Genomic DNA, 24,603 nt, shown 5'->3' on the forward strand with positions numbered 1-24,603 from the left:
GCCGCTGCGCTCTAATGGACAGCGTTGGCTGCATAGCCGCCCCGTCCGTTACTACCATGGCCCTGTCCCCGCAATTTCCCTTGCTGCAACGGCTGGCCGCCAGCGTCGCCCAGCTGGGCTGGCGCGACAGCGCCTGGCTGGCCGTGGCCCGGCTGCTGGCAACAGTGCCGGGCGGGCGCTGCGCACTGTACCGCTACCAGTTCGTGGCGCAGGCCGTGGCGCCCGGTTCGCTGTGCCGCGGGCGCGGCAAGTCGATCACCGTCACGCCCTGCCTGGCGGAAGCGGACTTGCCGCCTGGGCCCGAGCGCCGGCCCGGTGCGCTGCGCGAACGCTACCGTCAGGGCGCGCAATGCCTGGTGGCGCGAGACAAGTCCGGCATGGTTGGCTGGATCTGGCTGCTGCGCCACGGCTGCCAGGAAGATGAGGTGCGCGCCCGCTATGCGCTGGCCTCAAACCAGTCATCGTGGGACCTCGACGTGTGGGTGCATCCCGAACAGCGCGGCGGCCTCGTCTTCGCGCGCCTGTGGGAAGAAGCCAACGCCGTACTCCACGCGCAAGGCGTGCGCTGGTCGTGCAGCCGCATCTCGCGTTTCAACCGCGCCTCGCTGGGCGCCCACGCGCGCCTGGGCACGCACGCGCTGGGCACGGCCACCTTCATTCGCTGCGGGCGCTGGCAATGGATGGCCGCCAGCCTGCCGCCCTATGTACACCTGTCGCGCCTTTCCGACGACATCCCCTGCCTGGCCTTCGATACCAGCCGCCTGCCGCACTACCCTTCCCTGGAGCTGACATGCCGCATCTTGAAGCAGTAAAGCATATCCTCGACACCACCCTGGGCTTGAACGGGCGCGTGCTGGAAGCCCACACGCCGCTCCTGGGCAGCGTGCCGGAACTCGACTCGATGGCCGTGATCGGCGTGATCGCGGCGCTGGAAGACCATTTCGGCATCATGGTCGCCGACGACGACATCCACGCGCGCCACTTCGCCACCGTGGGCACCCTGCACGATTTCGTGTTTGCAAAGCTGCGACCATGAACCGCGCCCTCACCGACGCGCTGCCGCTGCTGCCCTTCTTCCTGCCCGCCAGCGGCGGCCAGCGCTATTGTTTGCTGCACCTGCCGCCGCCGGGCCAGGCCGCGCGCGGCGGCATCCTCTACGTGCATCCGTTCGCGGAAGAATTGAATAAAAGCCGCCACGTGGCGGCCGCGCAGGCGCGCGCCTTTGCCGCGGCCGGCTACAGCGTGCTGCAGATCGACCTGTTCGGCTGCGGCGACAGCAGCGGCGACTTTGGCGAAGCGCGCTGGGACATCTGGCACAACGACCTGCACCTGGCGTGCGCGTGGCTGGCGCAGCGGGTCAACGGCCCCTTGACCGTGTGGGGCTTGCGCCTGGGCGCCCTGCTGGCCCTCGATTTCGCCAGCAACCCGCCGCTGCCCCTGGCCCGTTTGCTGCTGTGGCAACCGGAACTCGACGGACGGCGCGTCATCGACCGTTTCCTGCGCCTGCGCCTGGCGGCCGGCATGCTGGCCGGCGGCGGGCAGGAAGCGCCCGGCCATGCGCGCGCCGCACTGGCGGAAAGTGAAGCTGTGGAAGTGGCCGGCTACCTGCTGGCGCCCGCGCTGGCGCACGCCATCGATGACGTCAGCGCGTCCGCGCTGCAGCCTGCCGTTCCTGTCTATTGGCTCGATTACCGGGGGCCGGAGCAGGCAGCCGCGCCCTTGCCGCCGCTGGCGCGGCAATGGCGGGACCAGGGCGCCGCCGTCCACGTTGCCAGCTTTGGCGATGGCCCGTTCTGGCACAGCGGCGAACTGCTCGCGTGTCCGCAACTGCTGGACGCGACGCGTGCGCTGTGCCGCGACTGGCTCGATGAGGAAAGGACGCCGCCATGAAGCGCGACAGCGGCCAGCAGCACCTCGCGGCACCCGCCGTGCGCGAACTGGCCCTGCGCTTTCGCAGCGCAGCGGACGACGGCGAGGCGCAGGCGCGCATGATCGGCATCCTCAGCCTGCCCGACGCGCCGGGCTCGCGCGGCGTATTGATCGTCACGGGCGGGCCGCAGTACCGGGTCGGCAGCCACCGCCAGTTCGTCTTGCTGGCCCGCGCCCTGGCCGCGCAAGGCTGGCCCGTGCTGCGTTTCGACTTGCGCGGCATGGGCGACAGCGAGGGTAGCGCGCGCGATTACCGTGCCGCCGGTCCCGACATCGCCGGCGCGCTGGCGCAATTCTTCGACGCCGTGCCAGCCTTGCGCGAAGTGGCGCTGTGGGGCTTGTGCGACGGCGCCACGGCAGCGGCCTGCCATGCGCCGCGCGACACGCGCGTCAAAGCCCTGATCCTGCTCAACCCGTGGGTGCGCAGCAGCGCCGGCCTGGCGCGCGCCACCTTGCGCCACTATTATCTGCCACGCCTGCTGCAAGGCAGTTTCTGGCGCAAGCTGGCCAGCGGCGGACTGCAGCTGGGCGCCAGCCTGGCCTCGCTGCGGCAGGTGACGGCCGCCACGCAAGAAGGGCCAACGCGGGAAGACGATGCGCCCGCGCCGGCCCTGCTGCGGGCGCTGGCGCAATTCCAGGGCAAGGTGCTGCTGGTCCTCAGCGGCGACGACCTCGGTGCGCGCGAGTGGCAAGCCCTGCTCGATGGCGACACCGCCTGGCGCGCCGTGGCCGCCCGCGCGCAATGGACGCAGGCGCAGGTCGCCGGCGCCAACCACACGTTCGCCAGCGCCGCCTGGCGCGGCGAAGTCGAACAGCTGTGCGCGCGGTGGCTGCGGTCATGGTAATGACCTCGCCGAACGCGGCCCGACCGAACGCGGCCCGACCAAAACGGGTGCTGATGGTCGCCTACCATTTTCCGCCGTTTGCCGGCGGCAGCGGCATCCTGCGCACCCTGGGCTTTGCACGCCATTTGCCCGACTGCGGCTGGCAGCCGCTCGTGCTCAGCCCCTCGCCGCTCGCGTATGCACAGCGGGGCAATACACAACTGGCGCAGATCGGCGCGCAAGCGACCGTGCGGCGCACCTTGGCGCTGGACGCGGCGCGCCATTTGTCCATCGCCGGACGCTATCCGCGCTGCCTGGCACTGCCCGACCGCTGGAGTTCCTGGTGGCTGAGCGCCGTGCCGGCCGGCCTGCGCATGATCCGCGAATATCGCCCAGACGCCATCTGGTCAACGTACCCGATCGCCACGGCGCACCTGATCGCGATGACTTTGCAAAAACTCAGCGGCCTGCCGTGGATCGCCGACCAGCGCGACCCCATGCTCGACGACAGCGACCCGCTGGCGCCGTATCCGCCCGAGCCGCGCCTGCACCGCATGCATGCGTGGATCGAACAGCGCATCGCGGCGCGCAGCGCGGCCATCGTCTGCACCACGCCGGGCGCCATCGCGGCGCACCAGCGGCGCCTGGCGCAAGTGGGGCGCGAGCGCTTCTGCCTGATCGAAAATGGCCACGACGATGACGAGGACGCCGCGCCGCTGGCCGCGCCGCGCGGCCACCGCAGCCGCTTTCTTCTGCTGCACAGCGGCGTGATCTACCCATCCGAGCGCGATCCCCAGCCACTGTTCGAAGCGCTGGCCCGCCTGCGCCACGACGGCGTGCTGCACGCCCGCAATTTCCAGCTGGTGCTGCGCGCCACGGGCCACGATGCGTGGCTGGCGGACCTGCTGGCGAAATACGGCATCCTGGATCTGGTGAGCCTGGAACCGTTGCAGCCGCACGAGGATGCGCTGCGCGAAATGCTGGCCGCCGACGGCTTGCTGCTGCTGCAGGCGGCCAACTGCAACGAACAGATTCCCGCCAAGCTGTATGAATACCTGCGCTGCCGCCGCCCCATCCTCGCGCTGACCGACCTGGCCGGCGACAGCGCGGCCAAGCTGCGCCACTGTGGCATCGATACCATCGGCCAGCTGGCGTCGAGCGGCGATTGCGCACGCGCCCTGCTGCGCTTTTTGGAACTGGCGCGCCAGGGCCGCGCCCCGCTGGCCAGCCCCACGGCCATCGCCCTGCAATCGCGGCAAGCCCGCAGCAACGCCCTGGCCGATTTGCTCGACCAGGTCAGCCACAGGAGTCCGACATGAAGCATTGCTTGTTAGCCTGCACCCTCGCCGCCTGCTGCGCCAGCACTACTGCCGCCGAGTGTCCGCCCTACGTCAAGCGCACGCCGGGCGGCGACTACACGAGCGCGGAAGACCGCGACGGGCTGTCCGTGGTCGAGAAATTCCATTTTTCGCGCGCCGTGGAAACGCTCACGCAAGGCATGACGGGCAGCCTGGGCGCGGACATCAGTTACACGCTCGAACACTTCCCGAACCACCACCGGGCGCTGGCATCGATGGCCAAGCTGGGATTGCGGCTGAAAAGCGCGCAGCCGGTGGGCGCCCGCTACACGGTCAGCTGCTACTTCGAACGGGCGATCGCCTTCGCGCCGCACGACGTGACGGCGCGCATGGTGTATGGCAGCTATTTGCTGTCGACGGGCCAGGATGCGATGGCGCTGGAACAGCTGGACGCAGCCAGCCGCCTGGCGCCGGACCAGGCCACCATTCAATACAACCTGGGCCTGATGTATGCAAAGAAGAAGGAATACGAGAAGGCCAGCGCGCACGCGCAAAAAGCCTATGCGCTGGGTTTCCCCTTGCCGGGACTGAAGAACAAGCTGAAAGCGGCGGGCAAGTGGCGCGAGCCGCCTCCCGCGCCCGTCGTCGTGGAGGCGAAGGAAGCGCCGAAAGCGGAAGAACCGGCTGTGCCCCCGGTCGAAGAACCTAGCGGGGAATGACGGCCGGCCGCTGGGCCACACTCCAATGCCCGGCCGGCGACGCGGCCAGCGCGGCGGCCAGGTCGCGCCGCGCCTGCGCCTTGTCTTCGGCCTCGCTGATGTATGCCAGTTCGGCCGGCTGCAGCGCGGTGAGCGTCAGCAGCATCACGTCGCCAAACGGCGTGTCGAAGGATGAGGGGATGGTGCTTGCGCCCTGGGCCAGCAGCACGCCCACCTGTTCATTCTCGTCTTCGAGGCCCTTGGGCGCGTCTTGCAAGTCCAGCGCCATCGACACGCTGCCGTGGCGCTGCACCAGCAAATCGATGGAGCCATGGTCGGCCACGTTCTGGCTGACCTGGTAGACCAGATCGAACAGCCACGATGCCTGCACCGGATCGCCGTCGAAGGCGGACAGCGGCGCCTCGATGCACACTTCCAGCAGGTGGCCGCGCGGGACAAACACGTCGTCGTCATCTTCGAACGGGTCGCTCAAGCCATCGCTGGCAATGAGGATGGAATCATTGCGGCGGATTACCCGCCAGGCCTGGCGCAACGATGGCCAGCGCGGGCCCCCCATGAAAGCGGGGTTGACCAGCGGCGCCAGCACGTCGGCGTCAACAGCGCCCAATGTGGCATAGAAGGCGTCGCGCGCGGCGCAAGCCGTGGCCAGCATCTGCGCGCCCGCTTCCTTGCCGACGACGGCGTCGTCTGGTTGCGGCACCTGGGGAATAAGGTTTTCAGGCATGAGAGAGTCTTTGAATTAGTCGGCGGTTGGGAAGTCGTGATAATTGCGGGGCAAATAGCCCCAGATACGCGCCACCCGGTCCCGCACTTCGAAATCGAAGCCGATGCGTTCGAGCGCCGGCACGATCCACACGCCGTGGTCGATGATTTTCTTGGGCAGCAGCATGGCCACGTGTTCTTCCGAGTACAGGCTGATATCGAACCATTCCACGCCCAGGAACGGGAACGGCGGGTGGTAATCCCATTCCGTATCCCAGCGCGACACATAGCCGGTGACGGAGCCGTAACGGTACGACGGCGCCCAGTCGGTGCGTCCGCGCATGAAAGCCAGCAGTTCGTTCCACTTGCAATCGTTGGCGGCGCCGGCCAGGTTGCGCCGCGCGATGTGGCCACGCAGCTTGCGCTTGATGTCGTCGCCACCGGCGTCGGCCTGCGGCAGGCTGGCCTCTGGCATCAGCGGACCACCGGTTTGACTTTGGACGCAGCCAGCACGGCGCGCGCGCGGGCCGTGTCGATATCGTCGGCCGTGGCCAGCGCCACGCCCATGCGGCGGCGGGCGAACGATTCCGGCTTGCCGAACAGGCGCAAGTCCGCGCCCGGCACGCTCAGGGCGTCGGCCACGCCTTCGAAGGCGATGCCTTTCGCTTCCAGCTGGCCGTAGATGACGGCCGAGGCGCCGGGCGAGCGCAGGGCCACGTTGACGGGCAAGCCGAGGATGGCTTTCGCGTGCAGCTCGAATTCGCTCTGCACCTGGCTGGCCATGGTGACCATGCCCGTGTCGTGCGGACGGGGGCTCACTTCCGAGAACCACACCATGTCGTCCTTGACGAACAGCTCCACGCCGAACAGGCCCAGGCCGCCCAGGTTGTCCGTCACCTTGCGCGCGATGTCGCGCGAACGCTCGAGGGCCAGCGGCGCCATGCGGGCCGGCTGCCACGATTCCACGTAGTCGCCATGCACCTGCAAGTGGCCGATCGGCTCGCAGAACTGCGTCTCGATCTGTCCCGAAGCGCCGACGGCGCGCACCGTCAGCAGGGTGATTTCGTAGTCGAAGTCGATGAAACCCTCGACGATGACCCGGCCCGTATCGACACGGCTGCCGCTGGCCGCATACGCCCACGCCGCGTCCACGTCCGCGGCGCCATCGAGTTTGGACTGGCCTTTTCCCGACGACGACATCACGGGTTTCACGACGCACGGAAAGCCGATCTCCTGGCATGCAAGCTGCAACTCCCGCAGGCTGCTGGCGAAGCGGTAGGGCGACGTGGCCACGCCCAGGGTTTCGGCCGCCAGGGTGCGGATGCCTTCGCGGTTCATCGTCAGCACGGCCGCGCGCGCGTTCGGGATGCACGTGATTTGTCCGGCCGCTTCCAGCGCCGCCAGCGTATCGGTGGCGATGGCTTCGATTTCGGGCACGATCAAATCGGGCTTTTCCAGTTCGATCAGGGCGGCCAGGGCCACGCCGTCGCTCATGTCGATCACGTGCGAGCGGTGCGCCACCGGGTGGCCCGGCGCGTTCGGGTAGCGGTCGACGGCGATCACTTCCACGCCCAGGCGCTGCAGCGACATGATCACTTCCTTGCCCAGCTCACCGGAACCCAGCAGCATGACTTTGATGGCGGTGGAAGACAGGGGCGTGCCGAAGGTGCGGGGCGCGATGGTGCTGCTGGTGCTAGTGGTCATGGCAGGTATGTAGGCGGATGGAAAGATGGCTGGGACTATAACAAATGCCGGCCATCTTGGACAGGGCGCACCGCTGCCTGACGGACCAGGCTAACCCGCGTACGCCCGCTTGATCTCGTCGATGTCGATCTTTTTCATGCCCATCATGGCTTTCATCACGCGCTGGGCCTTGATCGGGTCGGGATCGCCCAGCAGCTTGACCATGATGGTGGGCACGATTTGCCAGGACACGCCGAACTGGTCCTTGAGCCAGCCGCACTGCTGCGCTTCCAGGGCCCCGCCTTCGGACAGCTGGTTCCAGTAGTGGTCGACCTCGTCCTGGGTTTCGCAATTGACCTGGAACGAGATCGCTTCGGAAAACTGGAACAAGGGTCCGCCATTCAAGCCCGTGAACGTCTGGCCGTCGAGTTCAAACGCCACCGTCAGCACGCTGCCCTGCTCCTGGCCGTGGATTTCCTTGCCCTCCTCGCCATAGCGCAGGATCTGGCCGATCTTCGAATTGGGGAATATCCCCGTATAAAACAGGGCCGCCGCCTCGGCGTGGCCGTTGAACCATAAACACGGGGTAATCTTTTGTATGCTGTGCATGATGTCTCCCTTGGCCGGTGTGTGGATTAGCTACGCTAATATAGTCACAATTGCGCCGGCATGGCGCGCGGAATGCGCCTGTTAGCGCCCTGCAATGGCCTCCCGTCCCAGCACGCCAGCGCTGGCCAGCAGCCGCAGCCGGGCCGAACGCCATTCCGCCTGGCAACGGATGCGCTCCTGCTGCGCCTCGAGCAGCGCCGACTGCGTGTTCAGCATTTCCAGGATATCGGCAGCGCCCAGGCCGAACTTGCGCTGCACGCTGGCCTGGGCATCGCGCGCCGCGTCCAGCCACGCTTGCGAGGCGGCCAGGTTGGCCAGCGCCGTGCTCGCCTCCGCATGCGTTTTCACCAGTTCCATCAGGGTTTGCTGTTGCACCTCCTGCGCCTCGGCTTCCCTTTGCCCGGCCTGCGCCAGCGCGCCGCGCACCTTGTAGTGGCGCGCAAAACCGTCGAACAGGGGAATGTTCAATGAGATGCCCACCAGGGTTTCGCGCGTGGACGCGGCGGACAAGCCCTGGTTGGGGCGGCCGTTCTGGTAGGTATTGGCCGTCAGGTCGATGCTGGGACGGCCTTCCGACTCGGTTACGGCCACCCGTTCGCGCGCGGCCGCCAGCTGCGCCTGCGCAGCCACGATGGCCGGGTGCCGCGCCTGGGCCAGCGCCAGCCAGGTGTGCAAATCTTCGCCCAAGCCCGCCACCGGGGCATCCGCTTCGTCATCCAGCACCACGCCCGCCTCGGCCGGCAAACCCAGCGTATAGACAAGCACGGCGTGCGCCTTCTGGAACTCGCCATCGGCGCGGCTGGCGCCCAGGGCCGCCTTGGCCAGCGCGCTCGTCGCCTGCAGGGTGTCGCTGTGCGAACCCAGTCCCCGCTGCGCGCGGCGCTGCGTGGCCAGCACCGTTTCATTGGCCAGCGCCCGGTACTCCTCGCGCATCCGCACGTTGGCCCGCGCCGTCTGCGCGTCGAAATACGCACTGACGGTGGCCGCCAGGGTCTTTTGCAGCACGGCGTCGCGGTTGGCCAGGGCCGCGTCGAGCAAGGCTTGCGCCGAACGCTGGCCCGCCGCGCGCCCGCCGAAGTCGAACAAACGCCAGGACAGATTGAGCGAGCCCGTATTGCTGTTCAAGCTGCCGGACGGCGTGCTGGCGCCCGGATAAGCCGTGCGGTCGTGCACCCGGCTCACGCCCGCATTCAGGGTCGGCAGAAAGGCGGCTCTGGCCTCGCCCACGCCGGCCGCCTGCAGCCGGATGCCGGCCCAGGCGCCATGCACCTGCGCGTTGCGGCACAGGGCCAGGTCGACGGCCGCCGGCAGGGTCAAGGGCACGCCCGCCTCGTAATCGGACGGGCATGGCGCGGCCTCGAACTCGCCCGCCTGCGCCGCAGCACTGGCCAGCAGCAAGCTGGCGGCGATGGCGGCCATGGCGCGGGGTCTAGCGTTCATGCAGCGCCTCCTTCTGGTGCTGTACCAGCGGCGAGAGCACGTATTCGATCACCCTCCTCGTCCCCGTGCGGATTTCCGCGCGCACGGCCATGCCGGCCGACAGCGGCGCCAATCTGCCGTCGACGACGATGGACGGCTGCCGCAGCGTGATCCTGACGGCATACACGGGACCCTTCTTTTCATCCTCGACAGCGTCGCGCGAGACGCTGCTGACGACGGCGGGCACGGTGCCATACTTGGTGTAATCGAAGGCGTCGACCTTGATGGCCACCGCCTGTCCGACCTGCACGAAGCCGACGTCGCGGTTTTCCAGCACGGCGTCGATTTCCAGCTTGCCCTGGCGCGGCACGATCTGCATCAGCGCCTGCGCGGCCGGCACGACGCCGCCCACCGTGTGCAGCTTCAGTTGCTGCACCGTGCCGTCGACGGGCGCCGTCAGGCGCAGCAGGCTGCCGCGGGCGCCTGCGCGGCGCGCATCCTGGCCGCTGGCCGCCGCTACCCTGGCCCCTTCCGTCAGCGCGTCGTAGGCGTCCTTGCGCGTTTGCGCCACCAGGGCCGCGCGCTCGCTGCGGGCCGACGCCAGCTGGCCGGCCAGGTCGATACGCGCCTGTTCCTTTTCCAGCCACGCGTGTTCGGCCACGTCGCGCGTGGCCAGCAGCGCCTGGTAATCGCCGGCGCGCTGCGTGGCCAGCGGCAGCGCCTGGGCGTAGCGGGCGATTTCTCCATCGAGATGCGCGAGCCGGGCGCGGAAACTCGCGTACTGGCCATCGAGGTGGCCCTGCGCTTCCTCGCGCTGGGCTGCGGAAGCGCCATCGGGCGCCGCCAGCTTGGGCAGCGTCAAGCTGTCGATGGCGGCGATCAGCGCGCGCGAGCGGGCCATCTGCAGCGCGGCCGCCACGGCGTCGCCGGCGGCCTTGTCGCGCTCCGCGTCCGGGCCGCGGCTGTCGAGTTCCACCAGCAGCTGGCCCGCCTTGACGGCTTGTCCCTCGCGCACGTGCAGGGCGCGCACGGCCGCCACGTCGACCGAGGCGATGGTCTTGGTGTTGCCGGACGGAATGATCTTGCCGGCCGCGTTGACGATGATGTCGACCTGGCCAAAGACCGCCCACAGCACGACGCAGCCGACCAGCAGCATCAGCACCCTGGCCGTCAGGCGCAACGAGGGCGACACGGGACGCTCCTGCAGCGCCAGCGCGGCCGGCAAGAAGGCCGCCTCGTCTTCGCTGAGCACGGGGCCGCTCAAGGCGGCACGCTGGCGCCAGCTGTGCCGCAGCACCTGGCCGTAGCGTTGCAACAGCTCGCCATACGCGGCCAGGCGGTGGCCGGCGCTCATGTTGCGTCCCCTGTTGCGCTCCCGTGCGTACCCTGCTGCAGGCTGTACAGATGTGCGTAGATGCCGCCCGGCTGCGCCAGCAGCGCGTCGTGCGTGCCCAGTTCGGCTACCTGCCCCCGCTCCATGACGACGATACGGTGTGCTTCACGCACGGCCGACAGGCGGTGGGCGATGATCAGCACGGTGCGCCCCGCACAAATGCCGCGCATATTGTCCTGGATAATTTTTTCCGACTCATAGTCGAGCGCGCTCGTCGCCTCATCGAAAATCAGGATGCGCGGATTGCCGATCAGGGCGCGGGCGATGGCGATGCGCTGGCGCTGGCCGCCCGACAAGCCCGTGCCGTGCTCGCCCACCATGGTGTCGTAGCCTTCTGGCAACTCGCAAATGAAATCGTGGGCACCGGCCAGTTTCGCCACGGCGATGACGGTTTCCATCGGTAACGCCGGGTCGCTCAGGGCGATGTTGTCGCGCACGGAACGGTTGAACAGGATATTTTCCTGCAGCACCACGCCGATCTGCCGCCGCAGCGAGGCCGTGTCGATGACGGCGATGTCCTGCCCGTCGATCAGCACCTTGCCCCGCTCGGGGATATACAGGCGCTGCGCCAGCCGCGTCAAGGTGCTCTTGCCGGAACCGGAACGCCCGACGATGCCGATCACTTCGCCGGGCGCAATGGCAATCGACACATTGCGCAGCACTTCGGCCGCATCGGGCCGGTAGCGGAAACCCACCTGCTGGAAGTCGATGGCGCCTGCGATGCGCGGCAGGCGCGCCTTCTGGCTGCCCGCTTCCACGCGCGCATTGAGGATGTCGCCGAGCCGGCTCATGGAGATGCCCACCTGCTGGAAATCGTTCCACAGCTGGGCCAGGCGCAAGATGGGCGACGCCACCTGCCCGGCCAGCATATTGAACGCGACCAGTTCGCCCACCGTCATCTTGCCGTCGATGACGAGGGTGGCGCCCCACCACATGATGGCCGCCGTCACCAGTTTGCTGACCAGGGTGACGCCGCCGCTGGCCAGCATGCCGATGTTATTCGCCGACAGCCCTGCCGAGACATAGCCGGCCAGCTGCTTTTCCCACTGCTGCTGCCAGCGCGGCTCGACGGCCATGGCCTTGAGCGTATCGACGCCGCTGATGGTTTCGACCAGGAAGGACTGGTTTTCCGCGCTGCGGTTGAATTTTTCGTTCAGGCGGCCCCGCAGCACGGGCGTGAGCAGCATCGACAGGGCCGCATAGACGGGAATCGAGGCCAGCACGACGATGCTGAGCGCCGCGCTGTACCACAGCATGGCGGCAATGAAGATGAAGGAAAACAGCAGGTCGAGCACCAGGGTCATGGCGTTGCCGGTGAGGAAAGAGCGGATGTTTTCCAGTTCATGGATGCGCGCCACGGAATCGCCCACGCGGCGCGCCTGGAAATACGCGATCGGCAAGGCCAGCAAGTGGCGGAACAGGCGCGCGCCCAGTTCCACGTCGATCTTGCTGCTGGTGCGCGCAAAAACATAGGTGCGGATGAGGCCAAGCACGGCTTCGAAAACGATGGCGCACACGAGGCCGATAGCCACCACGTGCAGGGTTTTCATCGCGTGGTTGACCAGCACCTTGTCCATCACCACCTGGAAAAACAGGGGCGTGGCCAGGCCGATCAGCTGCAGCACGAAGGAGATCAGCAGCACTTCGCCCAGCAGCCTGCGGTATTTGACGACGGCGGGAATGAACCAGCTGAAGTCGAAACGGGCCGTCTCGCCCGCATAGCTGGCCTTGCTGGTGAAAAAGATCAGCTCGCCCGTCCAGGCGGCAAGGAAGGCTGCCCGGCCGAGGATTTGCGGCGGCTGGCCCGGATGCTGGACCAGCACCTTGCTCACGCCGTCAGCGTCCGTCTCGACCTTGCCGAGGATAAAGAAACGGCCATCCGTATCGATGGCGATGGCAGGCAGCGGCGCTTGCGCCAGCCTTTCGGGCGCCTGGCGCACCAGTTTGGCCGTCAAGCCAAGTTGCCGGGCCGCCAGCAGCACGGTTTGCCGCGTGAACACGGCCTGGCCGAAAGCGTGCTTGAGCTGGGCGCCATCGGCGGCGATGCCGTGCAGGCTGGCCATCAGCAACAGCGACAGCAAGCCCGTGTCGGGCACAGTTTTTTCCAAGGACGGCGTATCGTTGCGGTGGGAGAGGACTGTCATCGGGCAATATCAGAGATTCAATGGCGCAGCCAGGCCGTGACAGGTCGCCCCGGCCCGGCTGCGTGAGGGTGGATCTGGCTATGTCAACTGATTAATGGACTGCCGCCAGCTGGATCTGCGTCGACGGATTGCCGTGGCCTGACCATGGCGCCGATGCCGCCGGCGGCACGGCAAAGCCGGCCATCGCTTGCACCAGCTGCGCGGAATCCGCCTGCCAGCCGCCGAAGCCGCCCTGGCTGGCGGCAAGCGTTTGTTGCGCGGCGCGCCAGTTCTGCGCCAGCACCGGCGCCAGGATGGCGGCCGTGCCTGCAGGCAAGGTCAGCTGGCCGGCCGGTGGCGGCGTCAGGCCCGCCATGGCCTGCACGAGGTTTTGCACCTGGCTGCCCAGCAAGACCCGGCCATCGGCCATGCGGAATTGCTCGATGCTCGCCCCCGCTGCCGCATACCAGCCATTGACGGTGACCTTGTCCGTGGTGCCGATGGTGCTCACTTCGAGGTTGCTGCCCACCTGGCGGAACCACAGCTGCTCGGCGCTGACGCCGGCCAGGAAGGACACCACGTCGCGGCTGCCCGCCTCGTTCGCCTCGGAAATAATGTCGGCGCCATCACCGCGGGCGAAGACATAGGTGTCGTTGCCCAGCGTACCGGCCAGCGCGTCATCGCCCTTGCCGCCTTGCAGGATATCGTTGCCGAGGCCGCCCAGCAGGATGTTCTTCAGTTCATTGCCGGTCAGCACGTCGTCGAACTTGCTGCCGATGACGGCATTGAAATTGGCCAGCACGTCGCTGCCCGCGCGCGCCGTCATCGGGCCGCCAACGGGCGCAAAGGCGGCCGTCACGCCCGTAGTGGAAGTGGCGTAGGACAGCGAATTGCCCGCCCCGCCACCGTCGAGCACGTTGCCGCCGGCGGTGCCGACATGGAAGACGTTGCTGGTATAGGCGCTGCCCGTCACCGTCAGGCCTGAACCGGTGAGGCGCACGTACTCGACGTTGTCGGCCACCGTGTAGTTGACGCTGGTGTACACGGTGTCGTTGCCGCCATTGCCACGTTCATCGATGAAGTCGCCGCTGTGGTTGACGTAATACGTGTCGTCGCCACCGAGGCCTTGCAGCAGGTCGGCGCCCGTGCTCCCATTGATGACGTCGGCGCCCGCCGTGCCGACGAATGTCTGCCCCGTCGGTTGCGTGGGACCGTTGAAGTGCCAGGCCTGGGCCAGCGCGGGCGCCAGGGCGGCGGCCGTGCCAGCCGGCAGGGTCAGCTGGCCCAGCGGCGGCGGCGTCAGGTTCGCCATCGCCCGCACCAGCAGCTGCACGTCGGCGCCGCGCATGACGTGGCCGGCGGCCGTGCGGAATTCCTCGATGTTCGGCACAGCCGCGTTCCAGGCGCGGATGGTGATCTTGTCCGTGGTGCCGATGGTGCTCACTTCCAGGTCATTGCCCACCTGGCGGAACCACAGCTGGTCGATGTTGACACCGGCCAGGAAGGCGATGGTGTCGTAATTGGCATCGGCGGACGATTCGGTAATGACATCGGCGCCGTCGCCGCGCGCAAAGACATAGGTATCGTCGCCGAGGCCGCCGGTGAGCACGTCGCTGCCTTTGCCGCCTTGCAAGGTATCGTTGCCGAGGCCGCCAGCCAGGGTATTGGCCAGCTCGTTGCCGGACAGTACGTCGTCATAGCCGCTGCCGGTCACGCTGGAAATATTGACCAGCACATCGCTGCCGGGGCGGGCCGCATGGGATTCGTTGATGGAAACGATGCTGGCCGTCGCGCCCGCCTTGGAACCCGCATAGGTGGCCGTGCTGTTCGTGCCGGTGCCGCGCAGCACGTTGCCGCCAGCGACATCGACGTGGAACACGTTGTCATTGCCGTTGCCCGTCACCGTCAGGCCGGCGGCGCTCACATGCACCTCTTCGACGTTGGCGGACAGCGTGTAGTTCGCGCTGGCATAGACGGTATCGCGGCCGCCGCCAGCCTGTTCCACCACCACGTCGCCGCTGTGGTTGACGTAATACGTGTCGTCGCCGGCCAGGCCCGCCATCACGTCGGCGCCCGCCGTGCCCAGGATGATGTCCGGGTTCGCCGTGCCGGTAAAGACGCCATTGCCGGGCTGGTTCGGTCCTTCCGTGCGCCAGTTCTGCGCCAGCGCGGGCGCCAGGGCGGCGGCCGTCGCCGCTGGCAAGGTCAGCTGGCCGGCCGCCGGCATCGCCAGGCCCGCCATTGTCTGCACGAGGTTTTGCACGTCGCTGCCCAGCAGCACGCGGCCTTCGGCCGTGCGGAATTCCTGTATGCGCGGCGCCGCACTGGAAAACCAGGCGTTGATGGTGATTTTGTCGCCGGTGCCGATGGTGCTCACTTCCAGCGCCGTGCCCACCTGGCGGAACCACAGCTGGTCGGCATTGACGCCGGCCAGGAAGGAGACGACGTTATGGCTGGCCGCCTCTTCCCCTTCAACGATGATGTCGGCGCCGTCGCCACGGGCAAACATATACGTGTCGTCGCCCTGCATGCCGGCCAGGGTATCGTCGCCCTTGCCGCCGCGCAGGATATCGTTGCCAAAACCGCCCACGAGGGCGTTTTTGAGCTCGTTACCGGTCAGGACATCATCGAACTTGCTGCCGGCGATGTTGGCGATATTGAGCAGCACATCGCTGCCGGGCGGCGCCGTCACCGGGCCATTCGCTCCGGACAAGGCCGCCGTCACGCCCGTGCTGGACGCCGTGTAATTGACCATGTTGCCCGTGCCGCCGCCATCGATCCTGTTGCCACCGGCCGCATCAACGAAAAAGACGTTATTGGTATTGGCGCTGCCCGTTACCGTCAGGCCGCCTGCGGTCAGGCGCACGTTCTCGATGTTGTCGGCCACCGTGTAATTGACGCTGGTGTAGACGGTATCGCTGCCGCCATTGGCCAGTTCGACGATCACGTCGCCACTGTGGTTGACGTAATACGTATCGTCGCCGGCCAGGCCTTCGAGCACGTCGGCGCCCGTGGTGCCGGTGAGGATATCCGCGTTCGCCGTGCCCGTGAAGCGCTGCGCGGCGGCTGCCGAACTGTTCAGGTAAGCGTCGATGGCGGAGACGCTGGAGCCAGATGCATTGTTTTCAGTCATGTTGCAGTTTCCTGTCATTAAACTTAAAACCAAGATTGAATATGCCGGCGCAAGCCGGCATGCAAGGCAAAAGTTCCGGCCGCATCCACTTGCCATTCAGCGTGCACCTTCAACGGTCCGGCACTTTTGGCGCATGGACGGCGAGCGCCTGAGCGTCGCCTCGCATGCACGCCTTAATGACGCGCAATCGGGACAGGCACTGTTATTTGTCATGCAAATGTCACACTGCATGGAAGAAAGAAGAGGAGATTTTTGCCAAGTTTTTTCTGTCACCGCTATAGCCATTGTGCGAGAATGCCCCTCCCCCCTCGATGGTGCGCATGATGACCAAACTCGCCGCAAGCATCACTGTAATGACACTGCTGCTGGCAGCTTGCAAGCCAGCAGCCACGGCACCTGCGCACGACATTCCTGCGGCCATGCGCCAGACCGCGGCCACTTTGCTGCAGTCACCATTGCTGCACGCGACCTCGATTGCCGTCGTTTATCGCGGCAAGGAATTCATCCTGCATCAGGGCGAGCTGGAGACCGGCAAAGGCAATCCGCCGAACGATACAACGCTGTATGAGATCGGCTCAGTCAGCAAGACTTTTGCCGGCCTGCTACTGGCGAACGCCGTGCTGGACGGGAAAGCGGCGCTCGACGATCCCATACAAAACTACCTGCCGGCCGCCTACCCGAACCTGCAGTGGCAAGGCCAGCCCGTGCGCTTGCGCCATTTGATCACGCACACCAGCACCATGCCGGGCATGCTGCCATTGCAGGTGAACACCATATTGCAGGATTTCACGGCACACGCCACGCCGGCAAAGCTCAATGCAGCGTATGCCAACTACGGGCAACAACAATTCTGGCAGGATTTACATACGGTCAGCATCAAGGGTCCGCTTGGCAAGGACTACGCCTATTGCAGCGCCGGTACCGAACTCATTGCGCACACGCTCGAAACAATCTACGGCATGCCCTATGCAGTCCTGCTCACGCAATTCATCGCGCGCGAAGCCGGCATGCACGATACCAGGCTGAAAATCGCAGCCGGGGATAGTGATCGGCTGGCGCCCGGCTACCACAGCGACAATCCCGTCATCACGACACCGATGCCGCAACTGCCCTGGGGGGCGGCCGGCAACCTGAAGTCAACCATGCCCGATATGGCGAAATACCTGCGCCTGCAATTGGGCACCCATCGCGCGGTCGCCGAATCGCACAAGCCGCTGGTGCGCTTTCAGGATGACTTCAGCATTGCCTATTTCTGGAACATCGGCAGCAATCGCCAGTTGGGCACGCATTATGTACACCATGGCGGCGTGCCACGTGCGCAAAGCTACGCCTACATCGTTCCCCAATATCAGCTTGGGGTCTTCATTATCACCAACCAGAGCGGCGACGCGACCGCCGGCGCCATGGAAAGCGCGCTGGCGCCTATTTTCGACACAGTGGAATCCATGGAAAGCGCGAAGTAGGCCGCCAACAAGACGTACGGCGCCACAGTTTGGGGAGATGGCGCTTATTTGCCAGCCGCGGCGGCCTGCAAAGCGTGCAAGGCGGCCATGCGGGAAGTAAATTGCGCGAGCGCGTCGTCCAGCGCCAGGCCCGGGCGGCTGGCGGCGAAGGCGGTCCAGGCCGGCGCGTGGCGGGCCGCCTCATCCCGGCCATGCTGGCCATCGAGGTAGGCAATGGCCGCCATCGCGTGCTCCTGATCAAAGTGCAGCTGCGGCTGGCACAAGTAATATTCAAGATAGCGGTGCAGGTAGTCGCGGCTGGCTGGCGTGTCGAAAACAGCCAGCGCCAGACAATACGCGCTGCCCGCGTAGCAGACCTCGCTAGCCAGCAGCAGGCCGCCCAGCTGGTCCGTGAAAGCGGACTGTCCGGTCAGTGCGGCCAGGTAGGCGCCCGCCGTGCGGCTGCGCCAGTCGAATTGCCCCAGCAGGCGCGCGATGACGGTGGCGTCGGCCTGCGCCAGCCGCTGCGCGCACGCCAGCGCCTGGGGCTGGTGCAAGCCCATGTACAGGGGCCGCACCCAGCCGTCGCGCAAGGCCGCCGTCAGCGGTTCCTGCTGCGGCAGCGACGGCATGGCAAACGGGTGGTCATGGCGCACGGTGGCGCCAGCCACATGCAATTGCAAGGGCGTCAGGGAAGAATCCACCGTCATGGCATAGCTCCAAAAATTTGATCCTGCAACTGTTCCACGAGGAAATCGATGAACACGCGCAAGCGCGGCGGCAGGTGGCGGCTGGCCGGCCATAGCAGCCAGAATGCCGTGCGCGCCTGCGTATGCTCGTCCAGCAGCGAGACCAGTTGCCCCGCCGCCAGCTCGCGCTGGACGGCAAATGCGGGCAGGTAGGCGACGCCCTGCCCCTGCACGGCCAGGAAGACGCGCATTTCCACGCTGTTGCACACCATGCCGGGCGCCGGCTGGGCAGCCTCGTCCAACAACGGCCACTGTTCCAAACGGCCCGTGGCGGGAAAGCGGTAATCGAGGCGCGCGTGCCGCATCAGTTCGGCGCCATCGGCGGGCCGGCCGTGGCGCGCCAGGTAGGCGGGCGACGCCACCAGCAGGCGGCGGAACGTACACAGTTTGCGCCGCATCAGGCTTGAATCGGCCAGTTCGCCCGTGCGCACGGCCGCGTCAAAGCCATCGCTGACGATATTGACCATGGCGTCGGAGAAATCGAGGTCGAGTTCGATGGCGGGATAGGCTTGCATGAACGCAGCGATGGCCGCTTCGAACAGGCCGCTGTAGCGTGGCAGGCTGATGCGCAGGCGGCCGCTGGGCGCGCCGCCCGATTCACCGAGTTCACGCTCGGCCGCTTCCACCTCGGCCAGGATGCGCTTGCAGCGCTGCAGGAATTTTTCCCCTTCCGCCGTCAAGGCCAGATGCCGCGTGCTGCGCTGGAACAGGCGCGCGCCCAGCCGCGCTTCCATGCGCGCCACACTTTTCCCGACGGCCGACGACGACAGGCCCAGCAACCGGCCCGTGGCCGAAAAACTGCCGCTGTCGGCCACCTGCACGAACATGGCGATGCCACCCAAGCTATCCATTCACACTCCACTCAAGACATTTTTGTCCGATATGTTGATCAGTTTAGCCCATTTTTCTTCAATGATGGGCGCGCCATACTCGCCCCTCTTTCTTTCATATCCGACACCCATGTCCTCTTCCTTACCTCTTTTACTCCCGCTGCAAGTGCTGGCCGCTTGCCTGACGGGCTTGCTGATACCCCTGTGCTTCACGGGCCCGGCCGTGGCCCTGCCCGCCCTCGGCGCCGAATTGCACGGCAGCGCCGCCGCCCTGAACTGGGTCATCAATGCCTATATCCTCAGCTATGGCAGCGCCATGATGGTGGCCGGCAGCCTGACGGACGTGCTGGGGCGGCGCCGCGTCTGGCTGGCGGGGCTGGCGCTGTTTTGCGTGGCGACCCTGGCCATTGCCGTCGCGCCATCGGTGGCATGGATCGCCGCGCTGCGTTTCGTGCAGGGCCTGGGCGGCGCCGCCGCGTTCGCCGCCGCCATGTCGTCGCTGGCACCATTGTTCCACGGCGCGGCGCGCAGCCGCGTGATGAGCGTGCTGGGCACGACATTCGGCCTGGGCCTGGCCTTCGGTCCGCTGGCGGCCGGCGCCATGCTGGCGCTGGCCCGCTGGCCCGCCATCTTTTATGCCACGGCCGCGCTGGGCGCCATCGGCATGCTGCTGGTATGGGTCAGCGTGCCGGCCGATCCGGCGCGCGGCCAGGGCCGGCTGGACTGGCCTGGCGCCATCAGCTTCAGCGCCGCGCTGGGCCTGCTGACCCTGGGCATGCTGCTGGCGCCCGAACACGGCTGGCGCAACGGCGCCGTGCTGCTGTCCGTCGCCGCATCCGTGCTGCTGTTCCTCGCCTTTGTCGCCATCGAGCGCAGGACGGCGCGGCCCATGCTGGATTTGTCGCTGTTCCGCCAGCGCCGCTTTGTCGCCGTGCAGGTGCTGGCCGCCTCGCCCGCCTTCCTGTTCATCGTGCTCATCGTCATGCTGCCCGGGCGCTTCATCGGTATCGACAACATGTCCGCGCTGGCGGCGGGCCGTCTGATGATCGCCCTGGCCGCGCCGCTGCTGCTCGTGCCCGTGCTGGCCGCGCTGCTGTCGCGCTGGGTCGAGACGGGCGCCCTGTGCGCGGCGGGACTGCTGCTGGCCGCGGCGGGCCTGGCCTGGCTGGCCCAAGTGCTGGGCCATGGCGGCACCGCGGCGCTGGCCGGCCCCCTGCTGCTGATCGGCGTGGGCATCGGCTTGCCGTGGGGCTTGATGGATGGCATGGCCCTGAGCGTGGTGGAAACGGAGCGGGCCGGCATGGCGACCGGCATCTTCAATACCGTGCGCGTCAGTGCCGATGGGGTGGCGCTGGCCCTGGCGGGCTCCTTGTTGGCCGGCCTGATCGGTGCAGGCCTGGCGCAGCAACTGCCGGCCGATTTACCGGTGCTGGCCGCCGCCAGCCGCGCCGCGCTCGGTGATATCCAACAAGCAACACAGCTGCTGGGCGGCCAGGAAGCGCTGCTGCGCGCCAGCTATGACGCCGCCTTCCGCCAGTTGCTGGTCGGCCTGGCGGTGCTGGCCGTAGCGCTGGCGGCGCTGGTGCCGTATTTGCTCAGGAAGAAAGAAAAGCGCCTGACAAAACCGTAGCGAGCGGAAGGTAGAGGTGGTCGAGAAGCGCAACCGTACTAGAGTACGGTGAGCATCGCAGGCCGCCTATACCGACGCGCAGTAGGTTTTGGACGGTGCTTTAGGTGTCCAGGCCGTAGAACACCGCGATAAGGATGGCGATATTGTTGCAGGCGCGCGCAAACGCCGTTGTCGCGTAGGCAACGGCCACGCTGGGGCCGCGATAGCGCAGGTAGACAAAGCTGAACATGGCGCCGGACCCCAGCGCGACGATGGCGTGCAGCAAGCCGCCACTGATGAAATGCACGATGGCCCACAGGATGGCGCCGATAAAAACACTGAGCTGGCGACTGGCGCCCAGGCGCCGGAGGATTTCCAGCGGCAGCAGCTGGCCGAGGAAGGTTTCCAGGATGGGGGAATAGATGACGACCCAGAACACCAGCAGGGGCAGCGACATTTCGCGCTTGAACTTGGACAGGCCCGTGTGCGCGCCCCAGTATTCGGGCGGCAGCAGCCATTTGGTCACGAACAGGATGGCAAAGCACAGCATGCAGGTCAGCAAGCCCCAGCCGAGACCGGCAAGGGCCAGCTGCAGCACGGGCGGCGCCGGTTTGTCGTCGTCCGGGCTGGATAGATCATGGCTGCTGCGCACTTGCATGAGTCGTCCTGGCGGTGATCCAGCGCTCATTGTAGCGCGGAATATGCCGGTTGGCGCGCGCCGCGCCAAAGCACCGTCGGCCTCAGGCTGCCAGGCGCAGCGGTCCGTTGGCCGGCGGGGCCAGCTTGAAGATGCCCACTTCCTGTTCCAGCTGCGCGGCCTGCTGCTGCAATTCGTGCGCGGCGGCGGCCGCCTGCTCGACCAGGGCCGCGTTTTGCTGGGTCACACGGTCCATGTCGACGATGGCGCGGTTGACTTGTTCGATGCCGGCGCCCTGCTCCTGCGTCGCGTGGCTGATCTCGGCCATGATGCCCGTCACCCTGCCGATGCCGGCCACCACGTCATGCATGGTGGCGCCCGCCTGCTCGACGAGCACGGTCCCAGTACCCACCTTGCTGACGGAATCGTCGATCAGGGCCTTGATTTCGCGCGCGGCGGCGCTGGAGCGCTGCGCCAGGCTGCGCACCTCGGTGGCGACGACGGCGAAGCCGCGTCCCTGTTCACCGGCGCGCGCCGCTTCCACGGCCGCGTTCAAGGCCAAGATATTCGTCTGGAAGGCGATGCTGTCGATCACACCGATGATGTCGACGATCTTGTTTGACGAGGCATTGATCAGGCCCATGGTGTGCACCACTTCGGCCACGGCCTTGCCGCCCTGCTCCGACACCTTCGACGCTTCGCGCGCCAGGCGGTTCGCCTGCTGGGCGTTGTCCGCATTCTGACGCACGGTGGAAATCAGTTCTTCCATCGATGACGCCACTTCCTCGAGCGAGCCGGCCTGCTGCTCCGTGCGCTGCGACAGGTCGCGGTTGCCCGTGGCAATCTCGGTCGAGGCCGTGGCGATGCTTTCCGTTCCATGGCGCACCTTGCCGACGATGGCGGCCAGGTTGTCGCGCATGGTCTTGATGGCAAACAGCAGGCTGCTGTCGTCGCCGTGGCGCGTGTGCACATCGATGGCCAACTCCCCCAGCGCGATGCGCCCGGCAATCGCGGCCGCATACGCCGGTTCGCCGCCCAGCTGGCGCAGCAGGCCGCGCGTGATGACAGTGGCGACCGCAATGCAAATAAGCACGCTGAGCGCGGCCAGCACGCCGATCCAGCGCAGCGACTGGCCGTAGATGGCGCGCGCGGCCACGCTGGCCTGCTCCGATTCGCGCTGCACGTTTTTCAGCACCGTATCGATGTCGGCGACGATCTGGCGCCGCAAGGGGCTGCACTCTTCGACGAGGAAGGTGCCGTACTGCTCCATTTGCCCCGCGGCGCGGAACTGGCGCGGACGCTGCAATTCCTGCGCCATGGCTTTCAAGCCCGTGCTGACTTTCTGGAACTGCGGATCGCCGGCGAACTGCGGCGCCAGCCGGGCCAGCGCGTCCAGGTACAGGGCCTTCTGGCTGTCGAGGATGGCCAGCTCTTTCTCGGCGGCGGCCTGGTCGTGGAAGATATATGCGTTGCGGGCGGCCAGGCCCGTCTGGTCGAGCGCTTCGCGCGCCACGTACAGCGGTTCGAGTTTTTCCAGTTGGACTTTTTCTTGCGCGTCCATGGCGCCGGAAATGGCGCCGATGCGCAGCAGCGCAAAGGCCGCCAGCACCAGCATGAGTAAGACCAGCAGCCCGAAGCCTGCGCTCAGGCGCGCGCCTATCGTCAAACGATTGAATGACATCATTGTTGTTATTGCCCTGTATAAAGTTGATTTTTTGCCGGTTCCGCTAGAACCGGGCGATCTGCTCGCCGTCGTGTGCCTTTCCCGCATGCTGCGGGATGGGTCTCTAACTGGCGTTTTTTGGGCAGTCAGCTTCTAATGTCGGGCAATGCAGGCGCGCGGGACTTTCCGCTACGCCATACAACAGCACACTGAATTATAAGCGAACAGCGTTTTTTATGATTTCACGCGCTCGCTTTTCATGCCTTGATGCAAGTCAAGAGCTGCCGTATCAGCCCGCGCCCGGGGCGTCGATGACGGCCATGGTGATGCGCGAGATGCAGCACAGTTTGCCGTCGTCGCCCGTGATGCGGATTTCCCAGACCTGGCTGGTGCGGCCCCGGTGGATCGGCGTGGCGCGCCCCGTCACGTGGCCGCCGCGCACGCCGCGCAGGTGGTTGGCATTGATTTCCTGGCCCACGCTCACGTGGCGGCTGGAATCGAGGCAGGCATTCGCGGCCATGCTACCCAGGGTTTCGGCCAGCAAGACGGAGGCGCCGCCGTGCAGCAGCTTGAATGGCTGCATGGTGCGGTGGTCGACGGGCATGGTCGCTTCGATCCAGTCGGGGCCGAAGGCCGTAAATTCGATGCCCAGGTGGCGCATGGCCGTGCCCTCGCTGGCGGCGTTGAGGATGGCCAGGTCGAGCGGTGCGTGCCAGATTTCCATTGTTACCTCGGATAAGTGTGTAGAAAAGGCCATTGTAGGACAGAGCGTCCGCGCGTGCCGCTTCATCTTTCCTTCACCGTGGCCCGGGGTGGCCATGGCATTAACTGGTTATAATTGCCCCATTCTTAAAAAACGAGGTTGTGTATGAAGTGGGCCTTGCTGGGCATTTTTGTGTTTTCTGTTTTACATATTCATTTTCGGGGAAAGGTGCGCCTGCCGTTCCGCCGCCAGATCTTCGATCACTCCTCGTTCATGGCGCCGCTGAACCTGTTCATGCACACCTTTTCCAAGGTGCCGGCCACGCCGTATCTGGCCGTCGAGCAATTCCCGGAACTGGCGCCGCTGCAGCAGAACTGGCAAATCATCCGCGATGAAGCGCTGCGCATGCAGGAAATGAAAAAGATCAAGGCCGCCGAAAAGAACAATGACGTCGGTTTCAATTCCTTCTTCAAATATGGCTGGAAGCGTTTCTACCTGAAATGGTATGACGCGAACCACCCGTCGGCGCAGCAGATGTGCCCGCAAACCTATGCCTTGCTACAATCGATTCCGTCGATCAAGGCAGCCATGTTCGCGGAACTGCCGCAAGGCGGCAAGCTCAACCCGCACCGCGACCCGTTCGCGGGCTCCTTGCGCTACCACCTGGGCTTGCAGACGCCGAACGACGACCGCTGCTTCATCGACGTCGATGGCGAACGCCACAGCTGGCGCGACGGCCAGGCCGTGATGTTCGATGAAACGTATATCCACTGGGCCCGCAACGATGCCGACAGCGACCGCATCATCCTGTTCTGCGACATCGAGCGCCCGATGCGCTACCGCTGGGCGCAAGGCTTGAACCGCTGGCTGGGCCGCACCCTGATGACGGCCGCCGCCTCGCCGAACGAACTGGGCGACCAGGTGGGCGGCGTGAGCAAGCTGTTCCAGATTTCCTGGACCATGGGCCAGTACCGCCGCCGCTTCAAGGCGTGGAACAAGACGGCCTACCAGATCACCCGCGTGGCGCTGGTCGTGGGCATCATCGCGCTGATCTATTTTATTTAAGCGCCGCATTACCGCACAAGAAAACCGCCTTCGGGCGGTTTTTTTTTATAATGCGATACCACTGCCCAGGAGA

Annotated in this window: 22 protein-coding genes; 9 read left to right on the forward strand and 13 right to left on the reverse strand. The window is 66.3% G+C overall.

The window, feature by feature from the left end; translation table 11 throughout:
* Positions 1 to 56: 56 nt before the first annotated feature.
* The 6 genes from KO538_RS27730 to KO538_RS27755 are packed head-to-tail and all read left to right on the forward strand — an operon-like array spanning position 57 to position 4,770.
* Positions 57 to 812, forward strand: a complete 756-nt coding sequence (locus tag KO538_RS27730) for a GNAT family N-acetyltransferase (protein ID WP_219330278.1) — start codon at positions 57 to 59, stop codon at positions 810 to 812.
* Positions 791 to 1,036: an acyl carrier protein gene (locus KO538_RS27735; protein ID WP_070301769.1), complete on the forward strand. Its 246-nt coding sequence runs from the start codon at positions 791 to 793 to the stop codon at positions 1,034 to 1,036. The genes KO538_RS27730 and KO538_RS27735 overlap by 22 nt, the downstream gene beginning before the upstream one ends.
* On the forward strand, positions 1,033 to 1,890 hold the full coding sequence (locus tag KO538_RS27740) for a hydrolase 2, exosortase A system-associated (RefSeq protein ID WP_219330279.1): 858 nt from the start codon (positions 1,033 to 1,035) through the stop codon (positions 1,888 to 1,890). Before KO538_RS27735 ends, KO538_RS27740 begins: the two co-directional genes overlap by 4 nt.
* Positions 1,887 to 2,774 carry a hydrolase 1, exosortase A system-associated gene (locus tag KO538_RS27745; RefSeq protein ID WP_219330280.1) on the forward strand — a complete coding sequence of 296 codons (888 nt, stop codon included), beginning with the start codon at positions 1,887 to 1,889 and terminating at the stop codon, positions 2,772 to 2,774. Before KO538_RS27740 ends, KO538_RS27745 begins: the two co-directional genes overlap by 4 nt.
* Positions 2,768 to 4,072 (forward strand): glycosyltransferase, encoded by a 1,305-nt coding sequence (locus KO538_RS27750; RefSeq protein WP_257620623.1) that lies wholly within the window; start codon positions 2,768 to 2,770, stop codon positions 4,070 to 4,072. The genes KO538_RS27745 and KO538_RS27750 overlap by 7 nt, the downstream gene beginning before the upstream one ends.
* On the forward strand, positions 4,069 to 4,770 hold the full coding sequence (locus tag KO538_RS27755; RefSeq protein WP_072453696.1) for an ABC transporter permease: 702 nt from the start codon (positions 4,069 to 4,071) through the stop codon (positions 4,768 to 4,770). The genes KO538_RS27750 and KO538_RS27755 overlap by 4 nt, the downstream gene beginning before the upstream one ends.
* Here the strand turns inward: KO538_RS27755 and KO538_RS27760 are convergent.
* The 8 genes from KO538_RS27760 to KO538_RS27795 form a co-directional block, all read right to left on the reverse strand.
* Positions 4,757 to 5,494, reverse strand: coding sequence for a hypothetical protein (locus tag KO538_RS27760; RefSeq protein WP_219330281.1), 738 nt, complete (start codon positions 5,492 to 5,494; stop codon positions 4,757 to 4,759). The two genes, KO538_RS27755 and KO538_RS27760, sit on opposite strands and share 14 nt — an antisense overlap.
* A gap of 15 nt (positions 5,495 to 5,509) precedes the next feature.
* Positions 5,510 to 5,947 (reverse strand): DUF6678 family protein, encoded by a 438-nt coding sequence (locus KO538_RS27765; protein ID WP_257620624.1) that lies wholly within the window; start codon positions 5,945 to 5,947, stop codon positions 5,510 to 5,512.
* A complete protein-coding gene (gene purT, locus KO538_RS27770; protein WP_072453699.1) occupies positions 5,947 to 7,176 on the reverse strand; it encodes a formate-dependent phosphoribosylglycinamide formyltransferase in 1,230 nt (409 codons plus the stop codon). The genes KO538_RS27765 and purT overlap by 1 nt, the downstream gene beginning before the upstream one ends.
* Positions 7,177 to 7,266: 90 nt before the next feature.
* A complete protein-coding gene (locus KO538_RS27775) occupies positions 7,267 to 7,764 on the reverse strand; it encodes a VOC family protein (RefSeq protein WP_257620625.1) in 498 nt (165 codons plus the stop codon).
* Between the two features lie 81 nt (positions 7,765 to 7,845).
* Positions 7,846 to 9,204 carry a TolC family protein gene (locus KO538_RS27780; RefSeq protein ID WP_219330282.1) on the reverse strand — a complete coding sequence of 453 codons (1,359 nt, stop codon included), beginning with the start codon at positions 9,202 to 9,204 and terminating at the stop codon, positions 7,846 to 7,848.
* A complete protein-coding gene (locus KO538_RS27785; protein WP_219330283.1) occupies positions 9,194 to 10,537 on the reverse strand; it encodes an HlyD family type I secretion periplasmic adaptor subunit in 1,344 nt (447 codons plus the stop codon). The genes KO538_RS27780 and KO538_RS27785 overlap by 11 nt, the downstream gene beginning before the upstream one ends.
* Positions 10,534 to 12,720 (reverse strand): type I secretion system permease/ATPase, encoded by a 2,187-nt coding sequence (locus tag KO538_RS27790; protein ID WP_219330284.1) that lies wholly within the window; start codon positions 12,718 to 12,720, stop codon positions 10,534 to 10,536. Before KO538_RS27790 ends, KO538_RS27785 begins: the two co-directional genes overlap by 4 nt.
* A gap of 91 nt (positions 12,721 to 12,811) precedes the next feature.
* The gene (locus tag KO538_RS27795) at positions 12,812 to 15,832 is read right to left on the reverse strand and encodes a calcium-binding protein (protein WP_219330285.1); all 3,021 of its coding nucleotides are present in this window, start codon (positions 15,830 to 15,832) and stop codon (positions 12,812 to 12,814) included.
* Between the two features lie 323 nt (positions 15,833 to 16,155).
* On the opposite strand from KO538_RS27795, the gene KO538_RS27800 reads away from it, so the two are divergent.
* On the forward strand, positions 16,156 to 17,295 hold the full coding sequence (locus tag KO538_RS27800; RefSeq protein WP_219330286.1) for a serine hydrolase: 1,140 nt from the start codon (positions 16,156 to 16,158) through the stop codon (positions 17,293 to 17,295).
* Between the two features lie 44 nt (positions 17,296 to 17,339).
* Here the strand turns inward: KO538_RS27800 and KO538_RS27805 are convergent, their stop codons facing one another.
* Positions 17,340 to 17,984 (reverse strand): DUF6000 family protein, encoded by a 645-nt coding sequence (locus tag KO538_RS27805; protein WP_219330287.1) that lies wholly within the window; start codon positions 17,982 to 17,984, stop codon positions 17,340 to 17,342.
* The gene (locus tag KO538_RS27810) at positions 17,981 to 18,874 is read right to left on the reverse strand and encodes a LysR family transcriptional regulator (protein ID WP_219330288.1); all 894 of its coding nucleotides are present in this window, start codon (positions 18,872 to 18,874) and stop codon (positions 17,981 to 17,983) included. Before KO538_RS27810 ends, KO538_RS27805 begins: the two co-directional genes overlap by 4 nt.
* 109 nt (positions 18,875 to 18,983) lie before the next feature.
* Here KO538_RS27810 and KO538_RS27815 point away from each other — a divergent pair, with 109 nt between their 5' ends.
* Positions 18,984 to 20,483 (forward strand): MFS transporter, encoded by a 1,500-nt coding sequence (locus tag KO538_RS27815; RefSeq protein ID WP_219330289.1) that lies wholly within the window; start codon positions 18,984 to 18,986, stop codon positions 20,481 to 20,483.
* A gap of 100 nt (positions 20,484 to 20,583) precedes the next feature.
* Here the strand turns inward: KO538_RS27815 and KO538_RS27820 are convergent, their stop codons facing one another.
* From KO538_RS27820 to KO538_RS27830, 3 genes are all read right to left on the reverse strand, one after another.
* The gene (locus tag KO538_RS27820; RefSeq protein WP_219330290.1) at positions 20,584 to 21,120 is read right to left on the reverse strand and encodes a hypothetical protein; all 537 of its coding nucleotides are present in this window, start codon (positions 21,118 to 21,120) and stop codon (positions 20,584 to 20,586) included.
* Positions 21,121 to 21,202: 82 nt separating this feature from the next.
* Positions 21,203 to 22,783 (reverse strand): methyl-accepting chemotaxis protein, encoded by a 1,581-nt coding sequence (locus tag KO538_RS27825; RefSeq protein ID WP_219330291.1) that lies wholly within the window; start codon positions 22,781 to 22,783, stop codon positions 21,203 to 21,205.
* A 268-nt stretch (positions 22,784 to 23,051) separates the two neighbouring features.
* Positions 23,052 to 23,486 carry a hotdog fold thioesterase gene (locus tag KO538_RS27830; RefSeq protein WP_072453709.1) on the reverse strand — a complete coding sequence of 145 codons (435 nt, stop codon included), beginning with the start codon at positions 23,484 to 23,486 and terminating at the stop codon, positions 23,052 to 23,054.
* A gap of 144 nt (positions 23,487 to 23,630) precedes the next feature.
* On the opposite strand from KO538_RS27830, the gene lpxO reads away from it, so the two are divergent.
* Positions 23,631 to 24,530, forward strand: a complete 900-nt coding sequence (gene lpxO / locus KO538_RS27835) for a lipid A hydroxylase LpxO (protein ID WP_070301794.1) — start codon at positions 23,631 to 23,633, stop codon at positions 24,528 to 24,530.
* The last annotated feature ends 73 nt before the right edge of the window (positions 24,531 to 24,603 follow it).

This window comes from Janthinobacterium sp. NKUCC08_JDC, from assembly GCF_019345575.1.
Lineage (GTDB): Bacteria > Pseudomonadota > Gammaproteobacteria > Burkholderiales > Burkholderiaceae_D > Janthinobacterium > Janthinobacterium aestuarii.